Annotated in this window: 23 protein-coding genes; 6 read left to right on the top strand and 17 right to left on the bottom strand. The window is 59.5% G+C overall.

Annotated elements, in window-relative coordinates:
- Window positions 1-14: 14 nt before the first annotated feature.
- Complete coding sequence (locus LPU83_RS46620) at window positions 15-386, bottom strand: response regulator (protein ID WP_007531841.1); 372 nt, start codon at window positions 384-386, stop codon at window positions 15-17.
- A gap of 133 nt (window positions 387-519) precedes the next feature.
- On the opposite strand from LPU83_RS46620, the gene LPU83_RS46615 reads away from it, so the two are divergent.
- Window positions 520-828, top strand: a complete 309-nt coding sequence (locus LPU83_RS46615; RefSeq protein WP_029709995.1) for a DUF3572 domain-containing protein — start codon at window positions 520-522, stop codon at window positions 826-828.
- Window positions 829-830: 2 nt separating this feature from the next.
- A complete protein-coding gene (locus tag LPU83_RS46610) occupies window positions 831-1,502 on the top strand; it encodes a hypothetical protein (RefSeq protein ID WP_029709996.1) in 672 nt (223 codons plus the stop codon).
- Here LPU83_RS46610 and LPU83_RS46605 read toward each other — a convergent pair.
- The gene (locus tag LPU83_RS46605; RefSeq protein ID WP_024314701.1) at window positions 1,477-2,064 is read right to left on the bottom strand and encodes a GNAT family N-acetyltransferase; all 588 of its coding nucleotides are present in this window, start codon (window positions 2,062-2,064) and stop codon (window positions 1,477-1,479) included. The genes LPU83_RS46610 and LPU83_RS46605 overlap by 26 nt on opposite strands.
- 75 nt (window positions 2,065-2,139) lie before the next feature.
- Between LPU83_RS46605 and LPU83_RS46600 the strand changes: the two genes are divergently transcribed.
- Together LPU83_RS46600 and LPU83_RS46595 are read left to right on the top strand one after the other, a co-directional pair.
- Entirely contained in the window at window positions 2,140-3,429 is a 1,290-nt protein-coding gene (locus tag LPU83_RS46600; protein ID WP_024314702.1) for a DNA polymerase IV, read from the top strand.
- Between the two features lie 94 nt (window positions 3,430-3,523).
- Window positions 3,524-4,759, top strand: a complete 1,236-nt coding sequence (locus tag LPU83_RS46595) for a L,D-transpeptidase family protein (RefSeq protein WP_024314703.1) — start codon at window positions 3,524-3,526, stop codon at window positions 4,757-4,759.
- Between the two features lie 2 nt (window positions 4,760-4,761).
- Here the strand turns inward: LPU83_RS46595 and dnaE are convergent, their stop codons facing one another.
- The gene (dnaE, locus tag LPU83_RS46590; RefSeq protein WP_024314704.1) at window positions 4,762-8,262 is read right to left on the bottom strand and encodes a DNA polymerase III subunit alpha; all 3,501 of its coding nucleotides are present in this window, start codon (window positions 8,260-8,262) and stop codon (window positions 4,762-4,764) included.
- A gap of 303 nt (window positions 8,263-8,565) precedes the next feature.
- Here dnaE and LPU83_RS46585 point away from each other — a divergent pair, with 303 nt between their 5' ends.
- Complete coding sequence (locus LPU83_RS46585; RefSeq protein WP_037069392.1) at window positions 8,566-9,150, top strand: hypothetical protein; 585 nt, start codon at window positions 8,566-8,568, stop codon at window positions 9,148-9,150.
- Window positions 9,151-9,221: 71 nt separating this feature from the next.
- Window positions 9,222-9,686, top strand: coding sequence for a DUF5680 domain-containing protein (locus LPU83_RS46580; protein WP_024314705.1), 465 nt, complete (start codon window positions 9,222-9,224; stop codon window positions 9,684-9,686).
- Here LPU83_RS46580 and LPU83_RS46575 read toward each other — a convergent pair whose 3' ends face one another.
- From LPU83_RS46575 to nuoH, 14 genes are all read right to left on the bottom strand, one after another.
- Window positions 9,687-10,370: an ABC transporter ATP-binding protein gene (locus LPU83_RS46575; RefSeq protein ID WP_024314706.1), complete on the bottom strand. Its 684-nt coding sequence runs from the start codon at window positions 10,368-10,370 to the stop codon at window positions 9,687-9,689.
- A gap of 14 nt (window positions 10,371-10,384) precedes the next feature.
- Complete coding sequence (locus tag LPU83_RS46570) at window positions 10,385-11,692, bottom strand: lipoprotein-releasing ABC transporter permease subunit (RefSeq protein WP_024314707.1); 1,308 nt, start codon at window positions 11,690-11,692, stop codon at window positions 10,385-10,387.
- Window positions 11,693-11,708: 16 nt separating this feature from the next.
- A complete protein-coding gene (gene proS, locus LPU83_RS46565; protein ID WP_024314708.1) occupies window positions 11,709-13,031 on the bottom strand; it encodes a proline--tRNA ligase in 1,323 nt (440 codons plus the stop codon).
- A 574-nt stretch (window positions 13,032-13,605) separates the two neighbouring features.
- Window positions 13,606-13,887 (bottom strand): DUF1467 family protein, encoded by a 282-nt coding sequence (locus LPU83_RS46560; RefSeq protein ID WP_024314709.1) that lies wholly within the window; start codon window positions 13,885-13,887, stop codon window positions 13,606-13,608.
- 134 nt (window positions 13,888-14,021) lie between these two features.
- The gene (mce, locus tag LPU83_RS46555; RefSeq protein ID WP_024314710.1) at window positions 14,022-14,426 is read right to left on the bottom strand and encodes a methylmalonyl-CoA epimerase; all 405 of its coding nucleotides are present in this window, start codon (window positions 14,424-14,426) and stop codon (window positions 14,022-14,024) included.
- Window positions 14,427-14,429: 3 nt separating this feature from the next.
- A complete protein-coding gene (locus LPU83_RS46550; RefSeq protein WP_024314711.1) occupies window positions 14,430-16,100 on the bottom strand; it encodes a ribonuclease J in 1,671 nt (556 codons plus the stop codon).
- A 17-nt stretch (window positions 16,101-16,117) separates the two neighbouring features.
- Entirely contained in the window at window positions 16,118-16,882 is a 765-nt protein-coding gene (locus LPU83_RS46545; RefSeq protein ID WP_024314712.1) for a biotin--[acetyl-CoA-carboxylase] ligase, read from the bottom strand.
- Window positions 16,882-18,327: an NADH-quinone oxidoreductase subunit NuoN gene (gene nuoN, locus LPU83_RS46540; protein ID WP_024314713.1), complete on the bottom strand. Its 1,446-nt coding sequence runs from the start codon at window positions 18,325-18,327 to the stop codon at window positions 16,882-16,884. Before nuoN ends, LPU83_RS46545 begins: the two co-directional genes overlap by 1 nt.
- A gap of 18 nt (window positions 18,328-18,345) precedes the next feature.
- A complete protein-coding gene (locus LPU83_RS46535) occupies window positions 18,346-19,857 on the bottom strand; it encodes an NADH-quinone oxidoreductase subunit M (RefSeq protein WP_024314714.1) in 1,512 nt (503 codons plus the stop codon).
- Complete coding sequence (gene nuoL, locus LPU83_RS46530) at window positions 19,857-21,857, bottom strand: NADH-quinone oxidoreductase subunit L (protein ID WP_024314715.1); 2,001 nt, start codon at window positions 21,855-21,857, stop codon at window positions 19,857-19,859. The genes LPU83_RS46535 and nuoL overlap by 1 nt, the downstream gene beginning before the upstream one ends.
- 6 nt (window positions 21,858-21,863) lie before the next feature.
- On the bottom strand, window positions 21,864-22,172 hold the full coding sequence (nuoK, locus tag LPU83_RS46525; protein WP_007531803.1) for an NADH-quinone oxidoreductase subunit NuoK: 309 nt from the start codon (window positions 22,170-22,172) through the stop codon (window positions 21,864-21,866).
- Window positions 22,173-22,201: 29 nt separating this feature from the next.
- Complete coding sequence (locus tag LPU83_RS46520) at window positions 22,202-22,816, bottom strand: NADH-quinone oxidoreductase subunit J (RefSeq protein WP_024314716.1); 615 nt, start codon at window positions 22,814-22,816, stop codon at window positions 22,202-22,204.
- A 141-nt stretch (window positions 22,817-22,957) separates the two neighbouring features.
- Window positions 22,958-23,449 carry an NADH-quinone oxidoreductase subunit NuoI gene (gene nuoI, locus LPU83_RS46515; RefSeq protein WP_007789671.1) on the bottom strand — a complete coding sequence of 164 codons (492 nt, stop codon included), beginning with the start codon at window positions 23,447-23,449 and terminating at the stop codon, window positions 22,958-22,960.
- Window positions 23,450-23,489: 40 nt separating this feature from the next.
- Complete coding sequence (nuoH, locus tag LPU83_RS46510) at window positions 23,490-24,533, bottom strand: NADH-quinone oxidoreductase subunit NuoH (RefSeq protein WP_024314717.1); 1,044 nt, start codon at window positions 24,531-24,533, stop codon at window positions 23,490-23,492.
- Window positions 24,534-24,542: the final 9 nt, after the last annotated feature.

The following is a 24,542-nucleotide window of genomic DNA, read 5'->3' as shown; positions in this document are numbered from 1 at the left end:
TTCTTTCCGATGCGTCAGGCATCGCCCAGATAGGTCTTGATCGTCTCGATGAATTTGGGAACGGAGATGGGTTTGGAGACATAGGCCTCGCAGCCGCCCTGGCGGATGCGCTCCTCGTCTCCCTTCATGGCGAATGCTGTGACGGCGATAACAGGAATGACGTGCAGGTCATCGTCTTCCTTCAGCCATTTGGTGACCTCGAGACCAGAAACCTCAGGGAGCTGAATGTCCATCAGAATCAGATCAGGCCGGTATTTACGAGCGAGATCAAGGGCTTCCATGCCGTTTCGGGTCTGGATCGTCGTGTAGCCAGACGCCTCGATAAGGTCGCGAAAGAGCTTCATGTTGAGCTCGTTATCTTCTACAATCATCACCTGTTTGGGCATGACACGCGTCCTACGTCCGTTCTGGTAACCGCTTCCCCGCATGAAGAAGGCTTATGCGACGGCATGGTTCCATAGAACCGATGGCTGCAGGCTAGCGGTATTTGGTTGAAGAATAGGTAATTTACCCCGAGAAATGCAAAGCAACTTCAAGACTTCGAAACAACTCGCGGCCGATCCGCAGCAGACCGCGATCGCCGTTCTCGCATGGCTTGCCAACGAACCGGATTTGTTCGGCCGTTTCCTTGCATTGACCGGCGTCGAACCGGCGCAAGTGCGCGGTGCACTCAAGGAGCCCGGATTTCTCTCCGGCATGATGGATTTCATCATGCAGCACGAGCCGACGGCCATGGCCTTTTGCCAGGCGACCAACACCGCACCCGACGTATTGAACGCGGCATGGCTGCACTTTTCGCCACCCGGATTGGGCTCGGGAGAATATTGAGCATGGATATGGCAACCAACACCAGCCAGATCCGCCTCGGCGACCGGCCCTTGATCGTCTGCGACATCGACGAAGTGGTTCTCGAATTCCTCTCGCCGTTTACCGCTTTCCTTCGCTCGCACAGTTACGACCTGCTGCCCCGCTCGTTCCGGCTCTACGGCAATATTGTCTCGCTCCTCGACGGCAGCGAACTGGACAAGGCCGCAGTCGATTCGTTCGAAGAGGTGTTCTTCGCAAACCAGCACCTCTGGCAGATGCCGGCGGAAAAGGCGGTGGAAACGCTGCGGGCGCTCTCCGATGACGCCGACGTCGTCTTCCTGACTGCGATGCCGCCTCGGCACCACGGCATCCGGCGCAAATTGCTCGATCAGCTCGACCTCTCTTTCGACCTGATCGCCACGGAGGAGCCGAAAGGTCCTGTTGTCGCCAGGCTGCATGATCGCAGAAGCCTGCCTGTCGCCTTCATCGATGATATGCAACGCAATCTCCTTTCCGTTGCCGATCATGTGCCCGAGTGCCTGCTCCTGACCATGATGGCCAACGCCGATTTCAAGCCGTTCGCACCACCGCCGGTTGGAAGCATCGTGGCCGCCGCTGGCTGGGAACATGCTGCAGACCTACTGAGGGCGCATTTCTCGGCGGATAGTCTCAAGACCGCAAATCCAGCCGCATGAGCGGCCGGCCATCCTTTCTCCTTGCCACAGTTTCAAATCCAGCCGCATCGAAGATCGCGGTGGACCCCGTACAGAGCGTCACCGACTTCGATTGCTTGACGTGGTCGATCGGACAGCCCTCGAGATAGCGAGCACCGTGACGCCGCGCATGGTCGATCGCACCGGCAAGAAGGCGATGGCTGAGCCCCTGCCCTCGCAAATGCGACTTCAGAAAAAAACAGCTCACGGCCCAGAATGACGGATCGTGTGCATCGCGTTCTTCCACCGGTCGGGACACGGTGCGTGGCGAATTGAATTGCGGCACGTCGTGCCTCGATCCGACTTGGACCCAAGCGACCGGCTCGTCATCAGCATAGGCCAGGATGCCTGGCGGCGGGCCGACAGCTATTCGGCCCTGCATGTGCGATTTTCGCTCTCCCGGCCCCATCTTCGCTCGCACGGCACGAGGCAAGCGCAGGGCAACGCACCAGCAGTCATAGAAGGCTCCGCGAGGACCGAAGAGCCGTTCGAAGTCACCCCACCGGTTTTTCGTCACCGGCTCGAAACGGAGATCGATATCCAATGCAAACCTCCTCGCCTCTCTTGAGACTCAAAAGCTTAGAGGCTAATGTTGCGATGTTCAATCTTTGTTCTGGTCATGACACTTGCGTACGCCAAGACACCCGGCTTTTGTCGCGACTGCCTTGCCGAGCAGAAGGCCGAAACGCGCCGCTGCGCGGCGTGCGGAAGTCCCCGTGTTGTGCGGCACAAGGAGCTGTACGAGCTGACGCTGGCGCACATCGATTGCGACGCCTTCTATGCGACGATAGAGAAACGTGACAATCCCGAGCTCGCCGACAAGCCTGTCATCATCGGTGGCGGCAAGCGGGGGGTGGTGTCGACCGCCTGCTACATTGCGCGCATTCACGGCGTTCGTTCTGCGATGCCGATGTTCAAGGCCCTGGAGGCCTGTCCTCAGGCAGTGGTCATTCGGCCCGACATGGAAAAATACGTCGAGGTCGGACGCGAGGTCCGCACCTTGATGCAGGAACTGACGCCGCTCGTTCAGCCGCTTTCGATCGACGAGGCGTTCCTGGAACTCGGCGGCACCGAGCGGCTGCATCACGATCCGCCGGCACGCACGCTTGCCAAATTTGCCCAGCGCATCGAGAAGGAGATCGGCATATCCATCTCTGTCGGCCTCTCCTATTGCAAGTTTCTCGCAAAAGTCGCATCCGACCTGCAGAAGCCTCGCGGCTTCTCGGTCATCGGCCGGGAGGAGGCTGTTTCCTTCCTCGCACCGCGACCGGTGACGACGATCTGGGGCGTCGGCAAGGCGTTTGCAGCAACACTGGAGGCCGATGGCATCCGCACGATCGGCCAGTTGCAGGAGATGGAAGAAGGCGACCTCATGCGCCGATATGGCAGCATGGGGCAGCGTCTGGCACGCCTTTCCCGTGGCGTCGACGACCGCGAAGTGCATCTCAACGACGTCGCAAAGAGCGTCTCATCCGAAACAACCTTCTTCGACGACATTTCCCGCTATGACGAACTCCTTCCGATCCTCCGCAGTCTTTCCGAAAAGGTCTCCTGGCGGCTGAAGAAGCACGGCATTGCGGGCCAGACGGTGGTTCTGAAAATGAAGACGGCGGACTTCAAGCAGCGCACGCGCAATCGCAAGCTCGAAGACCCGACCCAACTTGCCGACCGGATCTTCCGCACCGGGCTGGACCTTTTGGAGAAAGAAACGGACGGCACGAAGTTTCGTCTGATCGGCATTGGCGTGACCGATCTTTGCGATCCCGCACGGGCAGATCCGCCCGACCTCATCGATGTGCAATCGGGCCGCAGGGCGGCGGCCGAAGCGGCGATGGACAAGCTGCGCGACAGGTTCGGCAAAGGAACCGTCCAGACCGGATATACTTTTGGCGGCAAGCGCGATCACTAGTATGTGAGCCTGCCTCAACGTCCTTTATTTCAAGTTTTCCTTAAGCTTCGCCGATTAGGCTGGCGCTTCACGTATTGCGTATCGGTTGAGTCATATGTTGTCGCGTCTCGTTTTTGGCCTCGGCTTGCTGTCGGCCACCGCACTCGTGCACCCTGCGCTCGCGGCGGATGCACGCACGCTGCAGATCTTCGTATCGAAGGATGCGCAGTCGCTCACGCTCTACGATGGCACCGAGGTCGCGGCGACCTCGAAGGTCTCGACGGGGAAACCGGGCCATCCAACGCCGAGCGGCATCTTTTCCGTCATCGAGAAGCAGAAATATCACGAGTCCAACCTCTACTCGGCTGCACCGATGCCCTTCATGCAGCGGCTGACTTGGTCTGGTATCGCGCTTCACGAGTCCAATTCCGTGCCGCGATACCCCGCGTCACACGGCTGCGTCCGCATGCCGGCAGCCTTTGCCAAGCAGCTCTATGAGATGACAGAGATGGGCGTTCCGGTTGTCATTACCGACGCGGAAGTGACGCCGGAACCGATCGATCATCCGACGCTCTTCCGGCCGGACATGCCGGAGCCCCCGGCGCTGCTTTCCGACGCTGCTTTGCGGCCGGCGATCGGGCAGGCCCCCGTTCAGGTCGCCATGAACGACGTCGCGCTACCGGCTGCCCAGAGCCCGGCGGCAAGAGCTCCCGCGAACGACACGCCGATCCGTATTCTCGTTACGCGCCGCAGCCTGCGCGAGGAGGTTATCGACCTTCAAACATACCTCAACGAGCTCGGATTTGCCGTGGGTGAGCCGGATGGCTTCCTCGGACCAGCAACGCTCCAGGCAATCAGCGATTTCAAGTTGCAGCGTCCAGTTGAGCCCACCGCAGACAAGTCACCGGCAAGTGATGTGCTCATCCGAGCCGTCTATGCCGCGGCGGGCAAGGGAACGCCTCCGAATGGAGTCCTCATGATCCGCCAAGGTTTCCAGCCTGTTCTTGAAGCGCCGATCTCGATTGAAAATCCTGGCCTTGCTCTCGGTACGCATTTCTTCATGGCACACAGTGTCCATTTCGAAACAGGCTCGGCGGACTGGATGGGTGCGACGCTTCCCAACACGCTCTCGCGCGCAACCATGACGCGGCTCGGAATCAGCAGCCTCGAAAGCTCGATCATCAGCGGCACGCCGATCGCCAATGCTCTGAGCCGTATCCATATTCCCGCGGAGACGCGGCGCAAGATCGACGCCATGTTGACCAGCGGCTCGACACTGACGATCTCCGACACCGGCCTCGGAACCGAGACCGGCAAAGGAACCGACTTCATCACCGTTACCAAAAGCTGACGTCAGACCAACTCGACGTCAACGACACCGGGTGCTGCGCGAAGCGCCGCGGCAATCTCGGGCGTGATGCGATACTTCTGCGGGAGTTCAACCTCCACCTCGCGCTTGCCCTCCTCCTTGATCACGATGAAGGAGACCAAGCCATCGCCCTTCGCATTCAAGTGCGCCGCGACCGCGCGGAGTGGCCCGGAATCGCGCACGTAGACGCGCAGGGCCTTCTGCATCTGCAGCGATTTCTCTTCCAGCGACTGTATGGTCTGCAGCCGAAGGCCGACGCCTTCCGGCCGCTCCTCCCCCATCGCCGTGATCACGAAGGACTTTCCAGACTCCAGTACGTCACGGTATTGGTTCAGCATCTCAGAAAACAACACCGCTTCGAACTGACCCGATGAATCCGAAAACACGATGATGCCCATCTTGTTGCCGGTCCTCGTCTTGCGCTCCTGCTTGGAAATGACCGTCCCTGCAAGGCGGCCGTTGCTCGCTCCCTGCTTCACTGCCGCCGAAAACTCGGCGAAGGTCTGCACGCGCATCTTCTGCAGAATGTTCTGGTAGCTATCGAGCGGATGCGCGGTCAAATAGAAGCCAAGGACCTGGAACTCCTTGAGCAGCTTCTCGGAGGCCAGCCACGGCGAAAACGGCGGCAGCGAGATTTTCTCGGGGCCCGACGAAAGAGCGCTGCCGAAGATATCCGACTGGCCGCTCAGCTTGTTTTCCTGTGCACGCTGGGCATAACCCATGATGCGATCGAGACCGCCTGCCAGTTGCGCGCGATCGAGCCCGAAGCAATCGAAGGCACCGGCGAAGATCAGGCTTTCCAGCACGCGACGGTTCACCTGCCGCGGGTCGATGCGCAGGCAGAAATCTTCAAGGCTTGCGAACGGCGTGTCGCCGCGGACCTCCACGATATGATCGACGGCCGATTCGCCGACACCCTTCAGCGCTGCCAGCGCATAGTAGATCCTGTTGTCGCCAGTCTCGAAATGACGGAACGAGGTCTGCACCGAGGGCGGGATCACCTCGATCTCGAGGCGCTTGGCGTCCTGGCGGAAGTCGTTGACCTTTTCGGTGTTCGACATATCGAGCGTCATCGACGCGGCAAGGAACTCGACCGGATAATGCGCCTTCATATAGGCAGTCTGATAGGAGACGATCGCGTAGGCGGCGGCGTGCGACTTGTTGAAGCCGTAGTTCGCGAACTTGGCGAGTAGTTCGAAGATGTTGTCAGCCTGCGGCTTCGACACGCCGTTCTTCACGGCACCGTCGACGAAGCGCTCGCGCTGCTGGTCCATCTCCGCCTTGATCTTCTTACCCATGGCGCGGCGCAGAAGGTCGGCTTCGCCGAGCGAGTAGCCGGACAGGACCTGGGCGATCTGCATCACCTGCTCCTGGTAGACGATAACCCCTTGCGTCTCCTTCAGCAGATAGTCGATCGTCGGATGGATCGACTCGACTTCTTCCTCGCCGTGTTTGCGGGCGTTGTATGTCGGGATGTTCTCCATCGGGCCTGGGCGATAAAGTGCCACAAGCGCGATGATATCCTCGATGCAGTCCGGCTTCATGCCGATCAGTGCCTTGCGCATGCCCGCACTTTCCACCTGGAACACGCCGACCGTTTCGCCCCGCGAGAGCATCTCGTAAGTCTTCTTGTCGTCGAGCGGTATCGAGGCCAGGTCGACATTGATGCCGCGTTTGGCGACGAAATCGACCGCTACCTTCAGCACCGTCAGCGTCTTCAACCCGAGGAAGTCGAACTTGACGAGGCCGGCCTGCTCGACCCACTTCATGTTGAACTGGGTGACGGGCATGTCGGAGCGCGGATCGCGATACATCGGCACCAGCTTCGACAGCGGGCGGTCGCCGATGACGATACCGGCGGCGTGGGTGGAGGCGTGGCGGTATAGGCCCTCGATCTTTTGGGCAATGTCGAGCAGGCGCGCGACGACAGGCTCCTTGTCGGCCTCTTCCTGCAGCTTCGGCTCTTCCTCGATCGCCTTCGAGAGCGGCGTCGGGTTGGCCGGGTTGTTGGGAACCAGCTTGCAGATCTTGTCGACCTGTCCGTACGGCATTTCCAGCACACGGCCGACATCTCGCAATGCGGCGCGAGCCTGCAGCGAACCGAAGGTGATGATCTGCGCGACCTGCTCGCGGCCGTATTTGCGCTGGACGTAGCGGATCACCTCTTCGCGGCGATCCTGGCAGAAGTCGATGTCGAAGTCGGGCATCGAGACGCGTTCCGGGTTGAGGAAGCGTTCGAAGAGCAGCGAGAAACGCAGCGGATCGACGTCGGTGATCGTCAGGGCATAGGCGACCAGCGACCCAGCACCCGAACCACGGCCCGGGCCGACGGGAATATCATGCTGCTTTGCCCATTTGATGAAATCAGCAACGATCAGGAAGTAGCCAGGGAACTTCATGCGTTCGATAACGCTGAGCTCGAACTCCAGCCGATCGCGGTATTCCTTCTCCTCGTAACCAGGCGACATGCCGAGCGTGGCGAGGCGATTGTCCAGCCCTTCCTCCGCCTGCCGGCGCAGTTCGAGCGCCTCTTCGCGTTCCGCTTCCTCGGGATCGGTCGTGGCGCCCGTGAAGCGCGGCAGGATCGGCTTGCGCGTCTTGAGGATGAACGAGCAGCGGCGGGCTATCTCGATGGTGTTTTCCAGCGCTTCCGGCAGATCCGCAAACAGCTTCGCCATTTCGGCGCGGCTCTTGAGGTAGTGATCCGGCGTCAGGCGGAACCGCGTGTCGTCAGAGACGATGGCATTGTGGGCCACCGCCATCAACGCGTCGTGCGCATCATAGTCGTCACGGGTCGGGAAGAACGCTTCATTGGTGGCGACCAGCGGCAGATCGTGCTGATAGGCAAGGCCCACGACCTTCTGTTCATGGCGCTTGTCATAGGTGCCGTGACGCTGCAGTTCGACATAGAGACGGTCGCTGAAATGGCGCTTCAGCAGCAGGAGGCGTGCTTCTGCCTGCGCTGCGTGCCCGTCCTTCAACGCCATATCGATCGGCCCCGTCAAGGCACCTGTCAAGGCGATCAGGCCGTCCGCTCCGATCTCATCGAGCCAGGAGGCACGAATGTGGATCGACTGACCGTTGCCCTCACCGCCGAGATAGGCCCGACTGACGAGATCCACCAGTCGCTCGTACCCGGCGTCGGTGGCGGCCAGCAGCACCAAGGACGGGAGCTTGACGAGCGCCTGCTGTCCGCCGCGCCGCTCCGTCTCAAGGCCGTCTTCCATGTCGATCGAGACCTGGCAGCCGATGATCGGCTGCAGACCTTCATCCATCGCCTTCTGTGAGAATTCGAGGGCGACAAACAGATTGTTGGTGTCGGTGATCGCGATCGCCGGCTGGCTGTCGCTCGATGCCTTGTAGAGGATCTTCTTAAGCGGCAGCGCGCCCTCGAGCAGCGAATAAGCCGAGTGGACACGAAGGTGAACAAAGCCCGGCGTACCGCCGATAAAACCGCTCGCCGCGTCTTTCTCCGCACCCGCCATGACATGCCTTCCGATCACCTGAATCAATCGGGTGTATTCTCAGCATTGAGGGGTCGATGTCCAGAGAAGGGAGTGCGTTTGGACCGCATGGCAGCCATGCGGTCCCCGGAATTCTCACATCGCCATGCAGATCAGCGAGAAGCTGGCAACGAACATTGCGATGGAGGTGAATGCTGCGATATCACGGATCATGTCAGTCATTTGGCTCTCCTGTTCTCTTATGTTTTTAATTTGTTCTGCTATTGTTCTATTGTCAACAGGATTCTTTTCCGCTCTGCTGGCCGCATGGCGATGGAGAAAAGCATGTTTAAGTTTGTATTAATTGCTGGACTGGCTCTATCCACGGCGTTTACCGCCCGAGCCGAGCAGATTGATCCTGCACGCATCGTCGACGCGGCGACGGGCGATTGGGATGGCGACGGGCGGGTGGATCTTGCAATGTTTGTTGCTCCAGTAGACAAAGCCAACGATGATCAAATCAGCATCTACATCTATCTTCGCGACAGCGACCACGAACTCCTGCGACTTTCGCTGAGCGCGCCAAACAAGATTTGGGGCAGCACCAGTGCTGATGGGGTCTTCGGCCAGGAGCCGTCGTTGAAAGCCGTCGGCAAGTCCTCGATCGCGATACACTCGCAAAACAGCGCCATCGGCCGCGATCGCTGGGACCAAACGCTGACGGTCGCCTATCGCAACAAGCAGTTCGTCGTGGCCGGTTACACTTACAATCACTACGACACGCTCGACCCCAACGCCGGCAGCTCCTGCGACTACAACGCCTTGGCTGGCAAGTTGCAGAAGAATGGCAAGGACGTCAAAACCGAGCCCCGTGTCATCCCGATCGCCCAGTGGAACGACGACACTGGGCAATCGATCTGCGGGCAATAGCTTTCGTTCTTATTTTGTTTTTTACAATTGGCACCGTTGTTGAGACGCTGCCGAGCGGGAGGCGACAGGCCATGAATATTGCTGCATTGAACAGTTTTATCGTCGAGGCGAAGGCCAACACCTATGTCGGCGGCGGAACTCCTTCGCCGGCCTGCCGGACGGGATCGCACGACATCGGCTATCAGCGCGGCGGGTGGCGCTATCTCGACAGCTATTTCGGCGGAACCGATTTCGCCGGGCAGGAAGTGGTCTGGCTGGATGGCGAGCCGATCTGGGCGATGAACTACTTCGGACGCATCGTCGAGCATGCGCTGATTGATGGAGAACGGGCCGGGACCGTCATCAAGGCTGCGCTGTCGAAAATGTATGCCGAGTACCGACGCTTTCTCGGGGGCATGGAATTCGAGCATGCCTTCGGTTTCTATGCCGATCAAAGCACGGGCGACTGCAGCCATTTCAGCGGCCGCGAAGTTATCGTCGTGAACGAGCGCAGGGCCTACGAATTGGACTACCGTGGCGGTCTCATCCACCGCTGATCAGAAATCCACGACCTTGCCGTCGGCGATCGTGACGCGCCGGTCCATGCGGCCGGCGAGTTCGTGATTGTGGGTCGCGATCAGCGCCGCCAGGCCAGATTGGCGCACCAGTGCTTCTAACGCGTCAAAGACATAGCTTGCGGTTTCAGGATCGAGATTGCCTGTGGGCTCGTCCGCCAGAAGCAGGCTCGGCGCATTGGCGACGGCGCGGGCAATCGCCACGCGCTGTTGTTCGCCCCCGGAAAGTTCCCCGGGGCGATGCGCGCCACGATGGCCAATCCGCATGTAGTCGAGCAACTGGCCCGCCCGCTCCTTTGCTTCCTTGCGCGGCAGGCCGGCGATCATCTGCGGCATCATGATGTTCTCGATCGCGGAGAATTCCGGCAGCAGATGATGAAACTGGTAGACGAAGCCGATTTCATTGCGGCGGATCGTGGTGCGCTTGTCGTCCGGCAAGCCGTCGCAGGCATTGCCATTAATCGTCACCTCGCCGCCATCGGGATGCTCAAGCAGGCCGGCAACATGCAGCAGCGTCGATTTTCCCGTGCCTGATGGCGCGACGAGGGCTACGATTTCACCGCTGTTCAACGTAAAATCCGCACCCTTGAGGATCGAGAGCAGCGTCTCGCCCTGGCCGTAGTGGCGCTCGACGCCGGAAAGCTTGAGAACGGTATTCCGTTTCATGAACAGGGCATTCCTTATTCGTAGCGCAGGGCCTGCACGGGATCGAGCTTGGAGGCTCGCCATGCCGGGAAGATCGTCGCGATGAAGGACAGCGTCAGGGCCATGATCACGACCGACAGCGTTTCGCTGAAGCTCATTTCGGCAGGCAGCTGGCTGAGGAAATAAAGCTGCGGATCAAACAGCACCGTGCCGGAAACCCACGAGAAAAACTCGCGGATCTCCTCGATGTTGACGCAGACGAGAACGCCGAGCAGGACACCGGCCAGCGTGCCAACGACACCAATGGCGGCGCCCGTCATGAAGAAGATGCGCATGATCGCGCCGGAACTCGCGCCCATCGTGCGCAGGATGGCGATATCGCTGCCCTTGTCCTTCACCAGCATGATGAGGCCGGAAATGATGTTGAGCGCAGCAACGAGCACGATGAGCGTCAGGATCATGAACATGACGTTGCGTTCGACCTGCAGGGCCGAGAAGAAGGTCTGGTTGCGTTGGCGCCAATCGGAAATCGCGATCTGACGACCGGCCGCGGCCTCAACCTTCGGCCGCATATTGTCAATGTCGTCGGGATTGTCGACGAAGAGCTCGATGGATTGAACCAGTCCCTCGGCGTTGAAATAGAGCTGCGCCTCCTCGAGCGGCATGTAGATGATCGTCGCGTCGTATTCGGACATACCGATCTCGAAAGTACCCGAGACCTTGTAGGACTTCACGCGCGGATTGACGCCCATCGGCGTAATGTCACCTTCCGGAGACATCAAGGTGATCGTGTCCCCCGCCTGGAGTCCGAGCTGTTCTGCCATGCGCGAGCCGACCAGCACGCCTTGCCCGGCGGCAAAGCCGACCAGATCACCGGACTTGATGTTGCCGGAGACGGTTTTCACCTTGTCCAAATCTTCCGGTCGGATACCACGCACCAGCGCACCTGTGCCGGCTCCGCTTGGCCCGGCAGCGAGCGTCTGGCCCTCCACCAGCGGCAGTGCCATTTTAATGCCTGGCACACCAGCAAGCCTATCGGTCAACGCCGGATAGTCGGTGAACGGCGTATCGACCGGTTGAACGATCATGTGACCGTTGATGCCAAGAATGCGGGAGATCAGCTCCGTGCGGAATCCGTTCATCACCGCCATGACGATGATGAGTGTAGCAACGCCAAGCATGATGCCGATGAAGGAAAAGCCGGCGATCACCGAAATAAACGCCTCCTTGCGGCGGGCACGCAGATAGCGCCACGCCACAAGCCGTTCGAAGGCGGAAAATGGCCGGCTGGCCGGCGCCGAGCCGGATTTGGAACCCTGCTGGCTCACCGCTACATCTGCCATCCTGCCACCCGCCTTCTCAGCCCAAGAGCTTGTTGATCGCCGCGTCGATGGTCATCGTTTCGCGAGCGCCCGTCTTGCGGTCCTTCACTTCGACTTCGCCGCTCGCGACCGCGCGCGGGCCGGCAACGATCTGCAGTGGAACGCCGATCAGGTCGGCGGTCGCGAATTTCGTCCCGGCACGGTCGTCCGTATCGTCATAGAGAACGTCCTTGCCGGCGTTCGAGAGGGCCGCATAGATCTTCTCGCAGGCAGCATCGCACGCCGCATCACCGGCCTTCATGTTGATCACGATAGCATCGAACGGCGCCACGGACGCCGGCCAGATGATTCCGTTCTCGTCATGCGATGCTTCGATGATGGCGGGAACAAGGCGGGTTGGGCCGATCCCGTAGGAACCCATGTGGACAGTATGCTCCTTGCCATCCGGACCCTGCACCTTCGCGCCCATCGGCTCCGAATACTTTGTGCCGAAGTAGAAGATATGGCCCACTTCAATGCCGCGCGCGGAGAGGCGGTCCCCTTCGGGAACCGCGTTGAACGCAGTTTCGTCGTGCATCTCCGATGTCGCGGCATAAAGCGATGTCCACTTGTCGAAGACCGCCTTCAGACCTTCGACGCTGTCAAAGTCGGTATCTTCCGCAGGGATATCGAAATTCACGAAGTCCTTGTGGCAGAACACTTCGGATTCGCCGGTGTCGGCCAGGATGATGAACTCGTGGCTGAGATTGCCGCCAATCGGACCGGTATCGGCGCGCATCGGGATGGCGCGCAGGCCGAGGCGGTCGAAGGTGCGCAGATAGGCGGCAAACATCTTGTTGTAGGAGTGCTCTGCATCTTCGCGCGTCAGGTCGAAGGAATAGGCGTCCTTCATCATGAACTCACGCGAGCGCATGGTGCCGAAGCGCGGACGGATCTCGTCGCGGAACTTCAGCTGGATGTGATAAAGGTTGAGCGGCAGGCTCTTGTAGGACTTCACGTAGGACCGGAAGATATCCGTAACCATTTCCTCATTCGTCGGGCCGTACAGCATCGGACGATCCTGACGATCCTTGATGCGCAGCATTTCCTTACCGTAGGCGTCGTAGCGCCCGCTTTCCTGCCAGAGCTCGGCCGACTGCAGCGTCGGCATGGAGAGCTCGATCGCGCCGGTGCGGTTCTGCTCCTCGCGGATGATGTTGTTGACCTTGTCAAGCACACGCTTTCCAAGCGGCAACCAGGAATAGATACCCTGCGACTGCTGCCGGATCATGCCGGCACGCAACATCAACCGATGGGAGACGATTTCCGCCTCCTTGGGATTTTCCTTGAGGATGGGCATGAAATAGCGAGACAGGCGCATGGCGAATTCCAGAGCTGTTGAGATACCGCATGTCGCGGAATCGAAGGCGATCACAAATATTGGCAGCGTTCATAGCTGCTTCGCGAAAGGAAAGAAACCCGCGACGGGCTGAAGCGGCCTTCCGTTAAAGCAAGTTCGCACTTGCGAAGCAGACAAAGTAAGAAAAAGGCGGAATTATAATGGTTTGTACGAAATTCTTATCAACAGAAAAAATTTGCTGGAGTGTAGCAAAAATGCAAAAAAACCTGATGACAAAGCCCATTCTTTGAGCTAGTTTTAGCCCACAAAACAGGCAGGGAGCTCAAATCCCTGTCGATTTCGCGGTCAAGTCTTGGGAGGATCAGATCTTAGGCGCGCTTGTCGCAGCCCCGGCAACGGATAAGGATCACGCGATACTTAAAACAAGGCTTTCAGCCTTGTTTTTTTTGGCTTTTTCTACCCATGTTCCGCTTTATAACACCCTTCACTACCGTAGCGTAAGGCCTCGTTCCGTTACGGCACCTCCATGCCGCAACCTCATGACATGTGTGTGACGGCCAAAATCTGCATCCGCCCAAAAACTGGGCAAACGCCCTTAGACGTTTGAGAATGAAGGGCCAATCTGCGGCAGGGCGTCGAAGCCCCACCCGAAGTAGTTCGAAGCAATATACCACAACGCGTAGATGACGGCGGAGATGAGCGTCGTCATCGAGAAAACAAATACTGGCCGGAACCGGGTCGGCGCGCTGTGAACGGTTCCCAACACGATATCGTTGTCTTCCGCTTGCGTGCGCAGGCCGATCGGCAGGACGGCAAAGAGGGTAATCCACCACACGATAAAGTAGACGGCGAAGCCCTGTAGAAATGTCTGCAGCATCGAAATGGTCCCACTAGGCTCTTTGCGACTATCGCAATTGTCGTGCTTATAGGCCGGAATGTCCGTCAACTCAAAGCAGGTTTGAACCACTTGCTGACATTTGCCGGATTTGTGTCACTCTGCCGCAGGCTTGCTCAGACCTGCTCCAGTTCGATGAGTGTCCCAAAGAAATCCTTCGGATGCAGGAAGAGCACTGGCTTGCCATGCGCGCCAATCTTCGGCTGGCCGTTGCCGAGTACCCTTGCACCGCCCCGGATCAACTGATCGCGAGCCACGAGGATATCGCCGACTTCATAGCAGATATGGTGCATTCCACCGGATGGGCTCTTCTCCAGGAAAGCCGCGATCGGCGAGTCCGTTCCCAACGGCTGCAGGAGTTCAATTTTGGTATTCGGCAGCTCCACGAAGACGACGGTGACGCCGTGTTCCGGCAGAGCCTGCGGGGCCGAGACGGTTGCGCCGAGTGTGTCCCGATAGGCGGCCGTTGCGGCGGCAAGGTCGGGAACAGCGATAGCAACGTGGTTGACCCGGCCGAGCATTCGTCAGACCTTCGTAACGAAGACAGTGACCACGGGCTTCTTGCCCCAGGTCTGGTTGGCCGTTGCGCGAATGGCGCGGCGCACCGACTCCTGCAACAGGTCGAGATCCTTCCGGCGCGCGCGCGGTATGCTCTCGATGGCGCCAACAGCAGCATCGTACAGCGTGTCTTCCATCTCGTCGCCCTCATCGTCATAGACAGGCAGGCCGATCGCAACCAGATCCGGGTCGCCGACGATATCGTAGCGGCTGTCGATCACGACGTTGACGGCGACGTGGCCGACATAGGAGAGCTTCTTGCGCTCACCGATGCCCATCTCGTCGAAATCGCCGATCAGCGAGCCGTCCTTGTAGATGCGGCCATGCGGTGCCTCGTCGATCACCTCGACTGGTCCCGGCGCCAGACGAAGAATGTCGCCGTTGCGCACGCGCGGCACGATCGAGATGCCGGATTGCTCCGCGAGCTCCTTGTGCGCTGTCAGATGCGTCGCCTCGCCGTGCACCGGCACGACGATCTTCGGCCGTGTCAGCTCGTACATCTTCTGCAGCTCGTTGCGGCGCGGATGTCCGGAAACGTGGACGAGGGCCTCGTTGTCGGTGATCACGTGGACGCCCTGCTCGATGAGGCCGTTCTTGATATCCTGGATCGCCTTCTCGTTTCCCGGAATGGCGCGGGAGGAGAATACGACGATATCGCCGGCGGCAAGCGCCACATTGCGCATCTCATCGCGCGAGAGCTTGGCAAGGGCCGCACGCGGCTCGCCCTGGCTTCCGGTGAGGATGACCACCACCTTGTCGCGCGGGATATAGCCGTACTCATCTTCCGAAATGAACGGCTTGATCCCCTCCATCAGGCCGATATCGCGAGAAACGTCGACCACGCGCTTGAGCGAACTGCCGAGGAGAAGTACTTCGCGGCCTTCAGCCTCCGCCGCCTCGGCTACCGTGCGGATACGGCCGACGTTCGATGAGAACGTCGTCACCGCGACGCGGCCTTCGGCGTTCTCGATAATCTTGCGCAAGCTCTCGGAAACGTCTTTCTCCGACGGCGAGACACCATCCCGAAGCGCGTTCGTGGAATCGCACATCAACGCCAGAACGCCTTCGTCGCCAAGCTGGCGGAAACGGGTCTCGTCTGTCAGAGGACCGAGAGACGGCTCATGGTCGATCTTCCAGTCGCCGGTATGGATCACATTGCCGAGTGGTGTGCGGATTACCAGCGACATCGGCTCCGGAATGGAATGGTTTACCGCCACGCCCTCGACGCTGAAGGGTCCGGCATTGACGGTATCGCCCGCCGTAAACAGCGTCACCGGGATCTCACCGATCGCCGACTTCTCGAAATTGCGCTTCGCCTCGAGCAGGCCCGCGGTAAAGGCTGAGGCATAGACCGGCACGTTGAGGCCCGGCCAGAGATCGGCGAGCGCGCCGTAGTGGTCCTCATGCGCGTGAGTGATGAAGATCGCCTTGAGGCTCTTCCGTTCGCTGGCGAGATAGCGAATGTCGGGCAGCACAAGATCGACGCCCGGCAAGTCGGGTCCAGGGAAGGTGACGCCGCAGTCGACCATGATCCACTGGCGATGGTCGGGCGGGCCGTAGCCATAAAGGGCGAGATTCATTCCGATCTCGCCAACGCCGCCCAACGGCAGAAATACCAGTTCGTCCTGCTTCGTCATATTATTCTTTTTTCCAATCAACCAAAGAAGACATCGCCGGCGGCAATCGTCATCATCCTGCCTGCGCCAGTATCGAGCATCAACAGGCCATTAACATCAATTCCGGCGAAGTGGCCGGAAATCGACCGGTCCGGCAGATTCACAGTTATCTTTTCGCCGATACCGCAGGCGACTTGGCGCCAGCGTTCGGTGATTTCGCGCACTCCGCGGCCGCGATCCCATGCCTCGAGGACTTCGGCCATCGACGCGAAGAGATGCGCGAAAACCTCTTCAGGGGAAGCAAAGCTCCCCTGCTCGCGTAGGCAAGTCACAGGGTAAAGCGGGTTGTCGGGCATGAACGCAACGTTGATGCCGATACCGATGACGAGGGCCTGGCGCCCATCCGGCAAGGCTTCGGCCTCGACGAGAATGCCGCAGGTCTTCTTTCGCCCGATCAGGATATCGTTCGGCCATTTCACTTCCAGCCGCTCGGCCGTGTGCGGCAGCACCTGGCGCACGGCCTGATGTACCGCGACGGCAATTGCCAGCGGCAGTGAGCCCAGACGCTCCATAGGCGCCGGATCGATGAGTAGAAGCGAGGCGTAGAGATTGCCCCGTTCCGAAACCCAGGGGCGTCCTCGGCGGCCGCGGCCGCCGGTCTGCTTTTCCGCCGTCACCCAGAGGAGGCCGCGGTCCCCTGCCCGGGCTCGGGCAAGGCATTCGCTATTGGTGGACGATGTCTCCGACAGGGCCTCGTGCCTGAAATCGTCGAGCGATATCCGGCGCCGTGCCTCAGAGTTCATCAAAACAGCGTCGCAGCAGCAAGCTCGGCCGCGCCGCCGATCGGACCGCCGATAAGGACATAGGCGAGAACGAAGAGACCGGAGACACCGAAGACCAGGCGCAGCGAACCGGACACGCGAGCAAATTCGTCGGTGGCTTCATCGAACCACATCAGCTTGATGACGCGGAGATAGTAGTACGCGCCGACGACCGATGCGAGAATGCCGATGATGGCAAGCGCATAGAGCTTTGCCTCAATTGCAGCGACAAACACGAAGTACTTCGCGAAGAAGCCTGCGAGCGGAGGAATACCGGCCAGCGAGAACATCAGGATGGTCAGCACCGTCGCCATGAACGGATTGGTGGTCGATAGGCCGGCCAGATCGTTGACCTCCTCGACAACCGTGCCGTCCTTGCGGCGCATCGACATGATGATCGCAAAGCTGCCGAGTGTCATGACCATGTAGATGACCATGTAGAGCATGACACCCGAGACGCCGGTCTGCGTGCCGGAGGCAAGACCAACCAGCGCATAGCCCATGTGGCCGATCGACGAATAGGCCATCAGGCGCTTGATGTTCCTCTGACCGATTGCGGCGAAGGAGCCGAGCAGCATGGAGGCGATCGAAATGAAGACCACGACCTGCTGCCAGTCGGCCAGAACCGGCTGGAAGGCGGTGATGACGATGCGGGTCATCATCGCCATCGCAGCAACCTTCGGGGCGCTTGCAAGGAAAGCCGTGACCGGGGTCGGCGCACCTTCGTAAACGTCCGGCGTCCACATATGGAACGGAACGGCCGAAATCTTGAAGGCGATACCGGCAAGGATGAAGACAAGGCCGAAAATGAGGCCGAGCGAACGCGCGCCGTCAACAGTCAATACCTGAGCAATCGCAGCGAACTGCGTGTGGCCGGTGAAGCCATAGACCAGCGACATGCCGTAAAGCAGCATGCCCGAGGAGAGCGCGCCGAGCACGAAGTACTTCAGCCCGGCTTCCGTGGACTTGACGCTGTCGCGATTGATCGCAGCAACGACGTAGATTGCGAGCGACTGCAGTTCGAGGCCGAGATAAAGCGAGATAAGGTCGTTGGCCGAAATCATCAGCAGAATGCCGAGCGTGCAGAGCAACAGCAGAACCGGAAACTCGAACTTGTCGAGCTGGTTTTCCCTGGCAAGGCCGAGCGACATGAAGAGCGCCACGCTCGAACCGACCAGCGCCGTGATCTTCATGAAGCGACCGAAGCCGTCCGACAGGAAGACGCCGCCGTATGCAACACCTTCACTCGGAAGGACGATCAGCCAGAGAGCGGCCGCCGCCAGCACGATCAGCGCGAGAACGCTGACCATGCGGCCGGAGCGTTCTCCCGAGAAGACGCCGACCATCAACAACACCAAGGCGCCGACCGCGAGGATCAACTCCGGAATGGAAAGATGCAGGCTTGCGAGAATTGTTTCAGAGGTCATGTCCCAAAAGTCCCGTCATCATTTCATCGACAGCGCAACGTCGTGCGCTGCCTGGACTGCGGCCGTATAGCTATGGATCAGCTGGTCAACCGATGCAGCGGTCACATCGAAGACCGGAGCCGGATAGACGCCGAAGAAGATGGTCAGTGCGATCATCGGATAGAGGATCAGCTGTTCACGCCGGGAAAGGTCGAGCAGCGCCTTGAGCTTTTCCTTTTCTAGCGCGCCGAAGATGACCCTGCGATAGAGCCAGAGCGCATAGGCAGCGGAGAGGATAACACCCGTTGCGGCGAAGAGCGCGACCCAGGTGTTGACGCGGAAGACGCCAATCAGGGTCAGGAATTCGCCGATGAAGCCCGAGGTGCCCGGCAGGCCGACGTTCGCCATCGTGAAGACCATCATCGCAACGGCGTATTTCGGCATGTTGTTGACCAGACCGCCATAGGCCGCAATCTCTCGCGTATGGGTTCGGTCGTAGATGACGCCGACGCAAAGGAAGAGAGCGCCCGAGACGATGCCGTGCGACAGCATCTGGAAGATCGAGCCCTGCAGACCCTGCGCGTTGGCCGCAAAGATGCCCATCGTCACGTAACCCATGTGGGCAACGGACGAGTAGGCGATCAGTTTCTTCATATCGTCCTGCATCAGCGCCACCAGCGAGGTGTAGATGATGGCGATCACAGACAGCGCGAAGACGAGCGGTGCGAAGAACTCGGAGGCAACCGGGAACATGCCGAGCGAGAAGCGGATCAGGCCGTAGCCGCCGAGCTTCAGAAGCACGCCGGCCAGGATGACCGAGCCGGCCGTCGGCGCCTGAACGTGCGCGTCTGGAAGCCAGGTATGAACCGGCCACATCGGCATCTTCACCGCGAATGACGCGAAGAAGGCAAGCCAGAGCCAGGTCTGCATCTGCGGCGGGAACTGGTAGGCGAGCAGTGCCTGAATATCGGTCGTGCCGGCCTGCCAGTACATCGCCATAATGGCAAGCAGCATCAGAACGGAGCCGAGCAGCGTGTAGAGGAAGAACTTGTAGCTGGCGTAGACGCGATCCTTGCCGCCCCAGACACCGATGATGAGGAACATCGGAATGAGGCCGGCTTCGAAGAAGACGTAGAAGAGAACGATATCAAGCGAAACGAAGACGCCGACCATCATCACTTCCAGGATCAGGAAAGCGATCATGTAGTCCTTCAGGCGCTTCTCGATCGACAGCCAGCTCGCCAGCACGCAGAAAGGCATGAGGAAGGTCGTCAGGATCACGAAGAGCATCGAGATCCCGTCAACGCCGAGATGATAGCTGATGCCGGTGCCAAGCCAGCCATGCTTCTCGATCATCTGGAAGCCCGGGTTCGCATTGTCGAAACCAATCCAGAGGAGGAGCGAAAGGACGAACGTCACGACCGTCGTCATCAACGAGATGTTGAGCACGTTGCGGCGGCCACTCGGACCGTTTTCATTCATCAGCAGTAGGAGCACCACGCCGACGAGCGGCAGGAAGGTGACCGTTGAAAGAATAGGCCAATCGGTCATCAGAAGGAACTCCCGAGCATCATCCAGGTAACAAGCGCCGCAACGCCGATCAGCATGGCGAACGCGTAGTGATAGAGGTAACCGGTCTGCAAGCGCACGACGCGGTTGGTGACATCGACGACGCGGGCAGCGATGCCGTTCGGGCCGTAGGTGTCGATGACGCCGACGTCACCTTTTTGCCACAAGAAGCGGCCGAGCGCCTTTGCCGAGCGTACGAACAGGAAGTCGTAAAGTTCGTCGAAGTACCACTTGTTGAGCAGGAACTGGTACAGAACCCGATGCTGCTGCGCGAGGATGCGCGGCGTCGATGGCGACTTGATGTACATGTACCAGGCCGTGACGAAGCCAACGACCATCGCAATGAAGGGGCTGAGGCCGACCCACGCGGGAACGTGGTGGAACTGCTCAAGCAGCTCGTTTTCCTTGGAGGTGAAGAGCGCGCCCTTCCAGAACTCGGCATACTCCTCGCCATAGAAGCGGCCTTCAAACAGCACGCCTGCCAGAACCGCACCGGCAGCGAGAAGATAGAGCGGAACCAGCATGACTTGCGGCGATTCATGGACGTGGTGCATGACTTCGTGCGAGGCGCGCGGCTGTCCGAAGAAGGTCAGAAACGCCAGGCGCCAGGAATAGAAACTGGTGAACAGAGCTGCAATGACCAGGAGCGTGAAGGCGAAGCCCGCGACCGGCGAATGCGAAGCGTAAGTCGCTTCGATGATGACGTCCTTCGAGAAGAAGCCGGCAAAGCCGAACGGCGTGAACGGAATGCCGACGCCGGTCAGTGCCAGCGTGCCAATCGTCATCATCCAGAAGGTGACGGGGATGTGTGTCCGCAGGCCACCCATGTACCGCATGTCCTGCTCACCATCGACGGCGTGGATGACCGAGCCGGCACCGAGGAACAGCAGAGCCTTGAAGAAGGCGTGCGTGAAGAGATGGAAGATTGCAGCGCCATATGCACCGACGCCGAGAGCGACGAACATGTAGCCGAGCTGCGAGCAGGTCGAATAAGCGATGACGCGCTTGATGTCGTTCTGAACGAGGCCGACAGTTGCGGCGAAGAAGGCCGTGATGGCACCGATCGTCGTTACGAAGACAAGCGCATCTGGCGAAAGCTCGAACAACGGCGACATGCGGGCAACGAGGAAGACGCCTGCGGTAACCATGGTCGCGGCATGGATGAGTGCCGACACCGGCGTCGGGCCTTCCATGGCATCAGGCAACCAGGTGTGCAGCAGGAATTGTGCCGACTTACCCATTGCGCCCATGAAGAGAAGAAGGCAGGCCCCGGTCAGCGCATGTGCCTTGTCGAGGTGCATGCCGAAGAGGTTGAGAACGATTTCGCCGCCCGCGCCGCCGGCTTCGGCCGGAGCAAAGCTCGCTGCGTTCGCGAAGATGGTGTCGAGGTTGATCGAGCCGAAGAGTACGAACAGGCTGGAAATACCGAGGATGAAGCCGAAGTCGCCAACGCGGTTGACGATGAAGGCCTTGATTGCGGCGGCGTTTGCCGACGGCTTCTTGAACCAGAAGCCGATGAGCAGATACGAGGCCAGACCAACGCCCTCCCAGCCGAAGAACATCTGGGCCAGATTGTCGGCGGTCACCAGCATCAGCATGGCGAAGGTGAAGAGCGAGAGGTAGGCGAAGAAGCGCGGGCGATGCGGATCATGATGCATGTATCCGATCGAATAGACGTGCACCAGCGTCGAGACCGTGTTGACGACGATCAGCATGACGGAGGTGAGCGTGTCGACGCGCAGCGACCAGGAAACGTCAATGCCGCCGGACTGGATCCAGCGCAGGACTTCAACCTTGATCGGGCCGCCTTCATGGTGACCCATGCCGACGGTGATGAAGACATACCACGACAGCACCGCGGCGATGATCATCAGGCCGCAGGTAACGTATTCCGATGCCTTGGCGCCGATCGCGCGGCCGAAGAGGCCGGCGATGATCGCGCCAATCAGGGGAAGAAAGACGATAGCTTTATATAAAAACATGAGCCCTCAGCCCTTCATCATATTGACGTCTTCGACGCCGATCGAGCCGCGGTTGCGGTAGAAGACGACGAGAATTGCAAGACCGATTGCCGCTTCAGCTGCAGCGACGGTCAGAATGAACAGTGCAAAAACCTGGCCGACGATGTCATTCAGGAACGACGAGAAGGCGACCATGTTGATGTTGACCGCGAGCAGGATGAGCTCGATCGACATCAGGATGACGATGATGTTCTTCCGGTTCAGGAAGATGCCGAAGACGCCGAGCGTGAAGAGGATGGCGCTGACCGTCAGGTAATGGGAAAGTCCGATGACCATTGTGTTTGTTCCTTAAGCTCGCGCCTGCCTTAAACGCCCTGCCCCGGCTTGACCTTGACCACCTCAACGGCGGTCGCCGGATTGCGGGCAACCTGTCTGGCAATGTCCTGCCGCTTGATGTGCGTGCGATGCTTGAGCGTCAGCACGATCGCACCGATCATAGCGACGAGCAGCACGAGACCAGCGATCTGGAAGAAGTAGACGTAATTCGTATAGAGCACGTCGCCGAGTGCAGCGGTATTCGTCCGCTCGGTCAGAGCCGGGATCGGCATCGCGACCGTCTTGGCGATCTCCGGCGAAATGACCGTACCGCCGACGACAACGATGAGCTCAGCCGCCAGGATCAACCCGATTATCGCACCGATCGGCGCGTACTCGAGAACGCCGGCGCGCAGCTCCGTGAAGTCGATGTCAAGCATCATGACCACGAAGAGGAAGAGAACCGCCACGGCACCGACGTAAACGACGAGCAGGATCATCGCAAGGAATTCGGCGCCGAGCAGCAGGAAGAGGCCGGCCGCGTTGAAGAAAACCAGGATCAGGAAGAGAACCGAATGTACCGGATTCTTCGACCAAATGACCATGAACGCCGACGCTACCGCGACAAAGGCGAAAAGATAGAAAAATAGAGCCTGCAGACCCATGTTGGTGCCTTTTTCATCTTCCCCCGGGCAGCCGGGAGTTTCCCTGCCCGATGAAGCTTCGCATGGACGGGTCCGGCAAAGCCTCGGTGCATGTTGACCGGTAGCCGCGCGACGGGCGGCATTCCGGCATTTCAATTTCGATCAACGGTACGGTGCGTCCAGCGCGATGTTGCGCGCGATTTCGCGCTCCCAACGGTCGCCGTTCTCCAGAAGCCGCGCCTTGTCGAAGTAGAGTTCTTCGCGGGTTTCCGTTGCAAATTCGAAATTCGGACCTTCGACGATCGCATCGACCGGACATGCCTCCTGGCAGAAGCCGCAGTAGATGCACTTTACCATGTCGATGTCGTAACGAACCGTGCGGCGCGTGCCATCGTTGCGGCGGGGACCAGCTTCGATGGTGATCGCCTGGGCAGGACAGATCGCCTCGCAGAGCTTGCAGGCGATGCAGCGCTCTTCGCCGTTGGGATAGCGACGCAGTGCGTGTTCGCCGCGGAAGCGCGGGCTGACCGGCCCCTTTTCGAACGGGTAGTTGATTGTTGCTTTCTGCTTAAAAATGTACCGGAAGGTCAGCCAGAACGCACTGACGAATTCCTTCAGGAACAGCGAGCTGACAGCGTTGGACAAGCCTGCCATCTTCAACCTCCAATATTGCTTGAAACGAGGGCCGGCATGATCATGCCCAACCCGTCAGCTTCAGCACGAATGCAACGATAACGACCATGGCGAGCGACAAGGGAAGGAAGACCTTCCAGCCCAGGCGCATCAGTTGGTCGTAGCGATAGCGCGGGACAAATGCCTTGACCATCGCGATCATGAAGAACACCAGGCACGACTTCAGCGTGAACCAGATGACGCCCGGTACCCAGTTCAGGAACCATACGTCGACCGGCGGCAGCCACCCCCCCAGGAACAGGATGGTCGTCAGCGAGCACATCAAAACGATGGCCGCATATTCGCCGAGCATGAACATCATGTAGAGCGAGGAGCCGTATTCGACCATGAAGCCGGCGACGAGTTCCGATTCTGCTTCCGGAAGGTCGAAAGGCGGGCGATTCGTTTCGGCCAGCGCCGAAATGAAGAAGATGATGAACATCGGGAACAGCGCCAGCCAATGCCAGTCGAGGAACGACGATGGCAGACCGAGGCGCGTGCCGAGGCCGGCCTGCTGGGCATGGACGATATCCGTCAGGTTCAACGAACCGACGCAGAGCAGGACTGTGACGATGACGAAGCCGATAGAGACTTCGTAGGACACCATCTGCGCGGCCGAGCGGAGCGCGCCGAGGAACGGATACTTCGAGTTCGAGGCCCAGCCACCCATGATGATGCCATACACTTCAAGCGAGGAGATCGCGAAGATGTACAGGATGCCGACATTGATGTTGGCGATGACCCATCCATCAGCCAGAGGCACGACGGCCCAGGTCGACAGCGCCAGAAGCACGGTCACGAGCGGCGCCAGCAGGAAGACCGCCTTGTTGGCGCCGGCCGGAATGACCGGCTCCTTGAAGACGAACTTCAAAAGGTCGGCGAAGGACTGGAAAAGTCCCCACGGACCTACCACATTCGGACCTCGGCGGAGCTGCACTGCTGCCCAGATCTTGCGGTCTGCCAACAGGATGTAGGCGATGAAGACGAGCAAGCAGACCAGGAGAAGAAGCGACTGACCGACCATGAGGAGGCCAGGCAAGACATAAGTTGAAACAAACGATTCCATAGTCCCCTG

Source organism: Rhizobium favelukesii (genome assembly GCF_000577275.2).
Taxonomy (GTDB): domain Bacteria; phylum Pseudomonadota; class Alphaproteobacteria; order Rhizobiales; family Rhizobiaceae; genus Rhizobium; species Rhizobium favelukesii.
The sequence above is the reverse complement of the archived record's forward strand: the minus strand, read 5'-3'. Positions and strand labels throughout refer to the sequence as shown.

Bases quoted from the DNA above. Each gene is read 5' to 3' on its own strand.
- LPU83_RS46620 (WP_007531841.1), bottom strand. From the start codon at position 386: ATGCCCAAACAGGTGATGATTGTAGAAGATAACGAGCTCAACATGAAG.
- LPU83_RS46615 (WP_029709995.1), top strand. From the start codon at position 520: ATGCAAAGCAACTTCAAGACTTCGAAACAACTCGCGGCCGATCCGCAG.
- LPU83_RS46610 (WP_029709996.1), top strand. From the start codon at position 831: ATGGATATGGCAACCAACACCAGCCAGATCCGCCTCGGCGACCGGCCC.
- LPU83_RS46600 (WP_024314702.1), top strand. From the start codon at position 2,140: ATGACACTTGCGTACGCCAAGACACCCGGCTTTTGTCGCGACTGCCTT.
- LPU83_RS46595 (WP_024314703.1), top strand. From the start codon at position 3,524: ATGTTGTCGCGTCTCGTTTTTGGCCTCGGCTTGCTGTCGGCCACCGCA.
- dnaE (WP_024314704.1), bottom strand. From the start codon at position 8,262: ATGGCGGGTGCGGAGAAAGACGCGGCGAGCGGTTTTATCGGCGGTACG.
- LPU83_RS46585 (WP_037069392.1), top strand. From the start codon at position 8,566: ATGTTTAAGTTTGTATTAATTGCTGGACTGGCTCTATCCACGGCGTTT.
- LPU83_RS46580 (WP_024314705.1), top strand. From the start codon at position 9,222: ATGAATATTGCTGCATTGAACAGTTTTATCGTCGAGGCGAAGGCCAAC.
- LPU83_RS46575 (WP_024314706.1), bottom strand. From the start codon at position 10,370: ATGAAACGGAATACCGTTCTCAAGCTTTCCGGCGTCGAGCGCCACTAC.
- LPU83_RS46570 (WP_024314707.1), bottom strand. From the start codon at position 11,692: ATGGCAGATGTAGCGGTGAGCCAGCAGGGTTCCAAATCCGGCTCGGCG.
- proS (WP_024314708.1), bottom strand. From the start codon at position 13,031: ATGCGCCTGTCTCGCTATTTCATGCCCATCCTCAAGGAAAATCCCAAG.
- LPU83_RS46560 (WP_024314709.1), bottom strand. From the start codon at position 13,887: ATGCTGCAGACATTTCTACAGGGCTTCGCCGTCTACTTTATCGTGTGG.
- mce (WP_024314710.1), bottom strand. From the start codon at position 14,426: ATGCTCGGCCGGGTCAACCACGTTGCTATCGCTGTTCCCGACCTTGCC.
- LPU83_RS46550 (WP_024314711.1), bottom strand. From the start codon at position 16,100: ATGACGAAGCAGGACGAACTGGTATTTCTGCCGTTGGGCGGCGTTGGC.
- LPU83_RS46545 (WP_024314712.1), bottom strand. From the start codon at position 16,882: ATGAACTCTGAGGCACGGCGCCGGATATCGCTCGACGATTTCAGGCAC.
- nuoN (WP_024314713.1), bottom strand. From the start codon at position 18,327: ATGACCTCTGAAACAATTCTCGCAAGCCTGCATCTTTCCATTCCGGAG.
- LPU83_RS46535 (WP_024314714.1), bottom strand. From the start codon at position 19,857: ATGACCGATTGGCCTATTCTTTCAACGGTCACCTTCCTGCCGCTCGTC.
- nuoL (WP_024314715.1), bottom strand. From the start codon at position 21,857: ATGTTTTTATATAAAGCTATCGTCTTTCTTCCCCTGATTGGCGCGATC.
- nuoK (WP_007531803.1), bottom strand. From the start codon at position 22,172: ATGGTCATCGGACTTTCCCATTACCTGACGGTCAGCGCCATCCTCTTC.
- LPU83_RS46520 (WP_024314716.1), bottom strand. From the start codon at position 22,816: ATGGGTCTGCAGGCTCTATTTTTCTATCTTTTCGCCTTTGTCGCGGTA.
- nuoI (WP_007789671.1), bottom strand. From the start codon at position 23,449: ATGGCAGGCTTGTCCAACGCTGTCAGCTCGCTGTTCCTGAAGGAATTC.
- nuoH (WP_024314717.1), bottom strand. From the start codon at position 24,533: ATGGAATCGTTTGTTTCAACTTATGTCTTGCCTGGCCTCCTCATGGTC.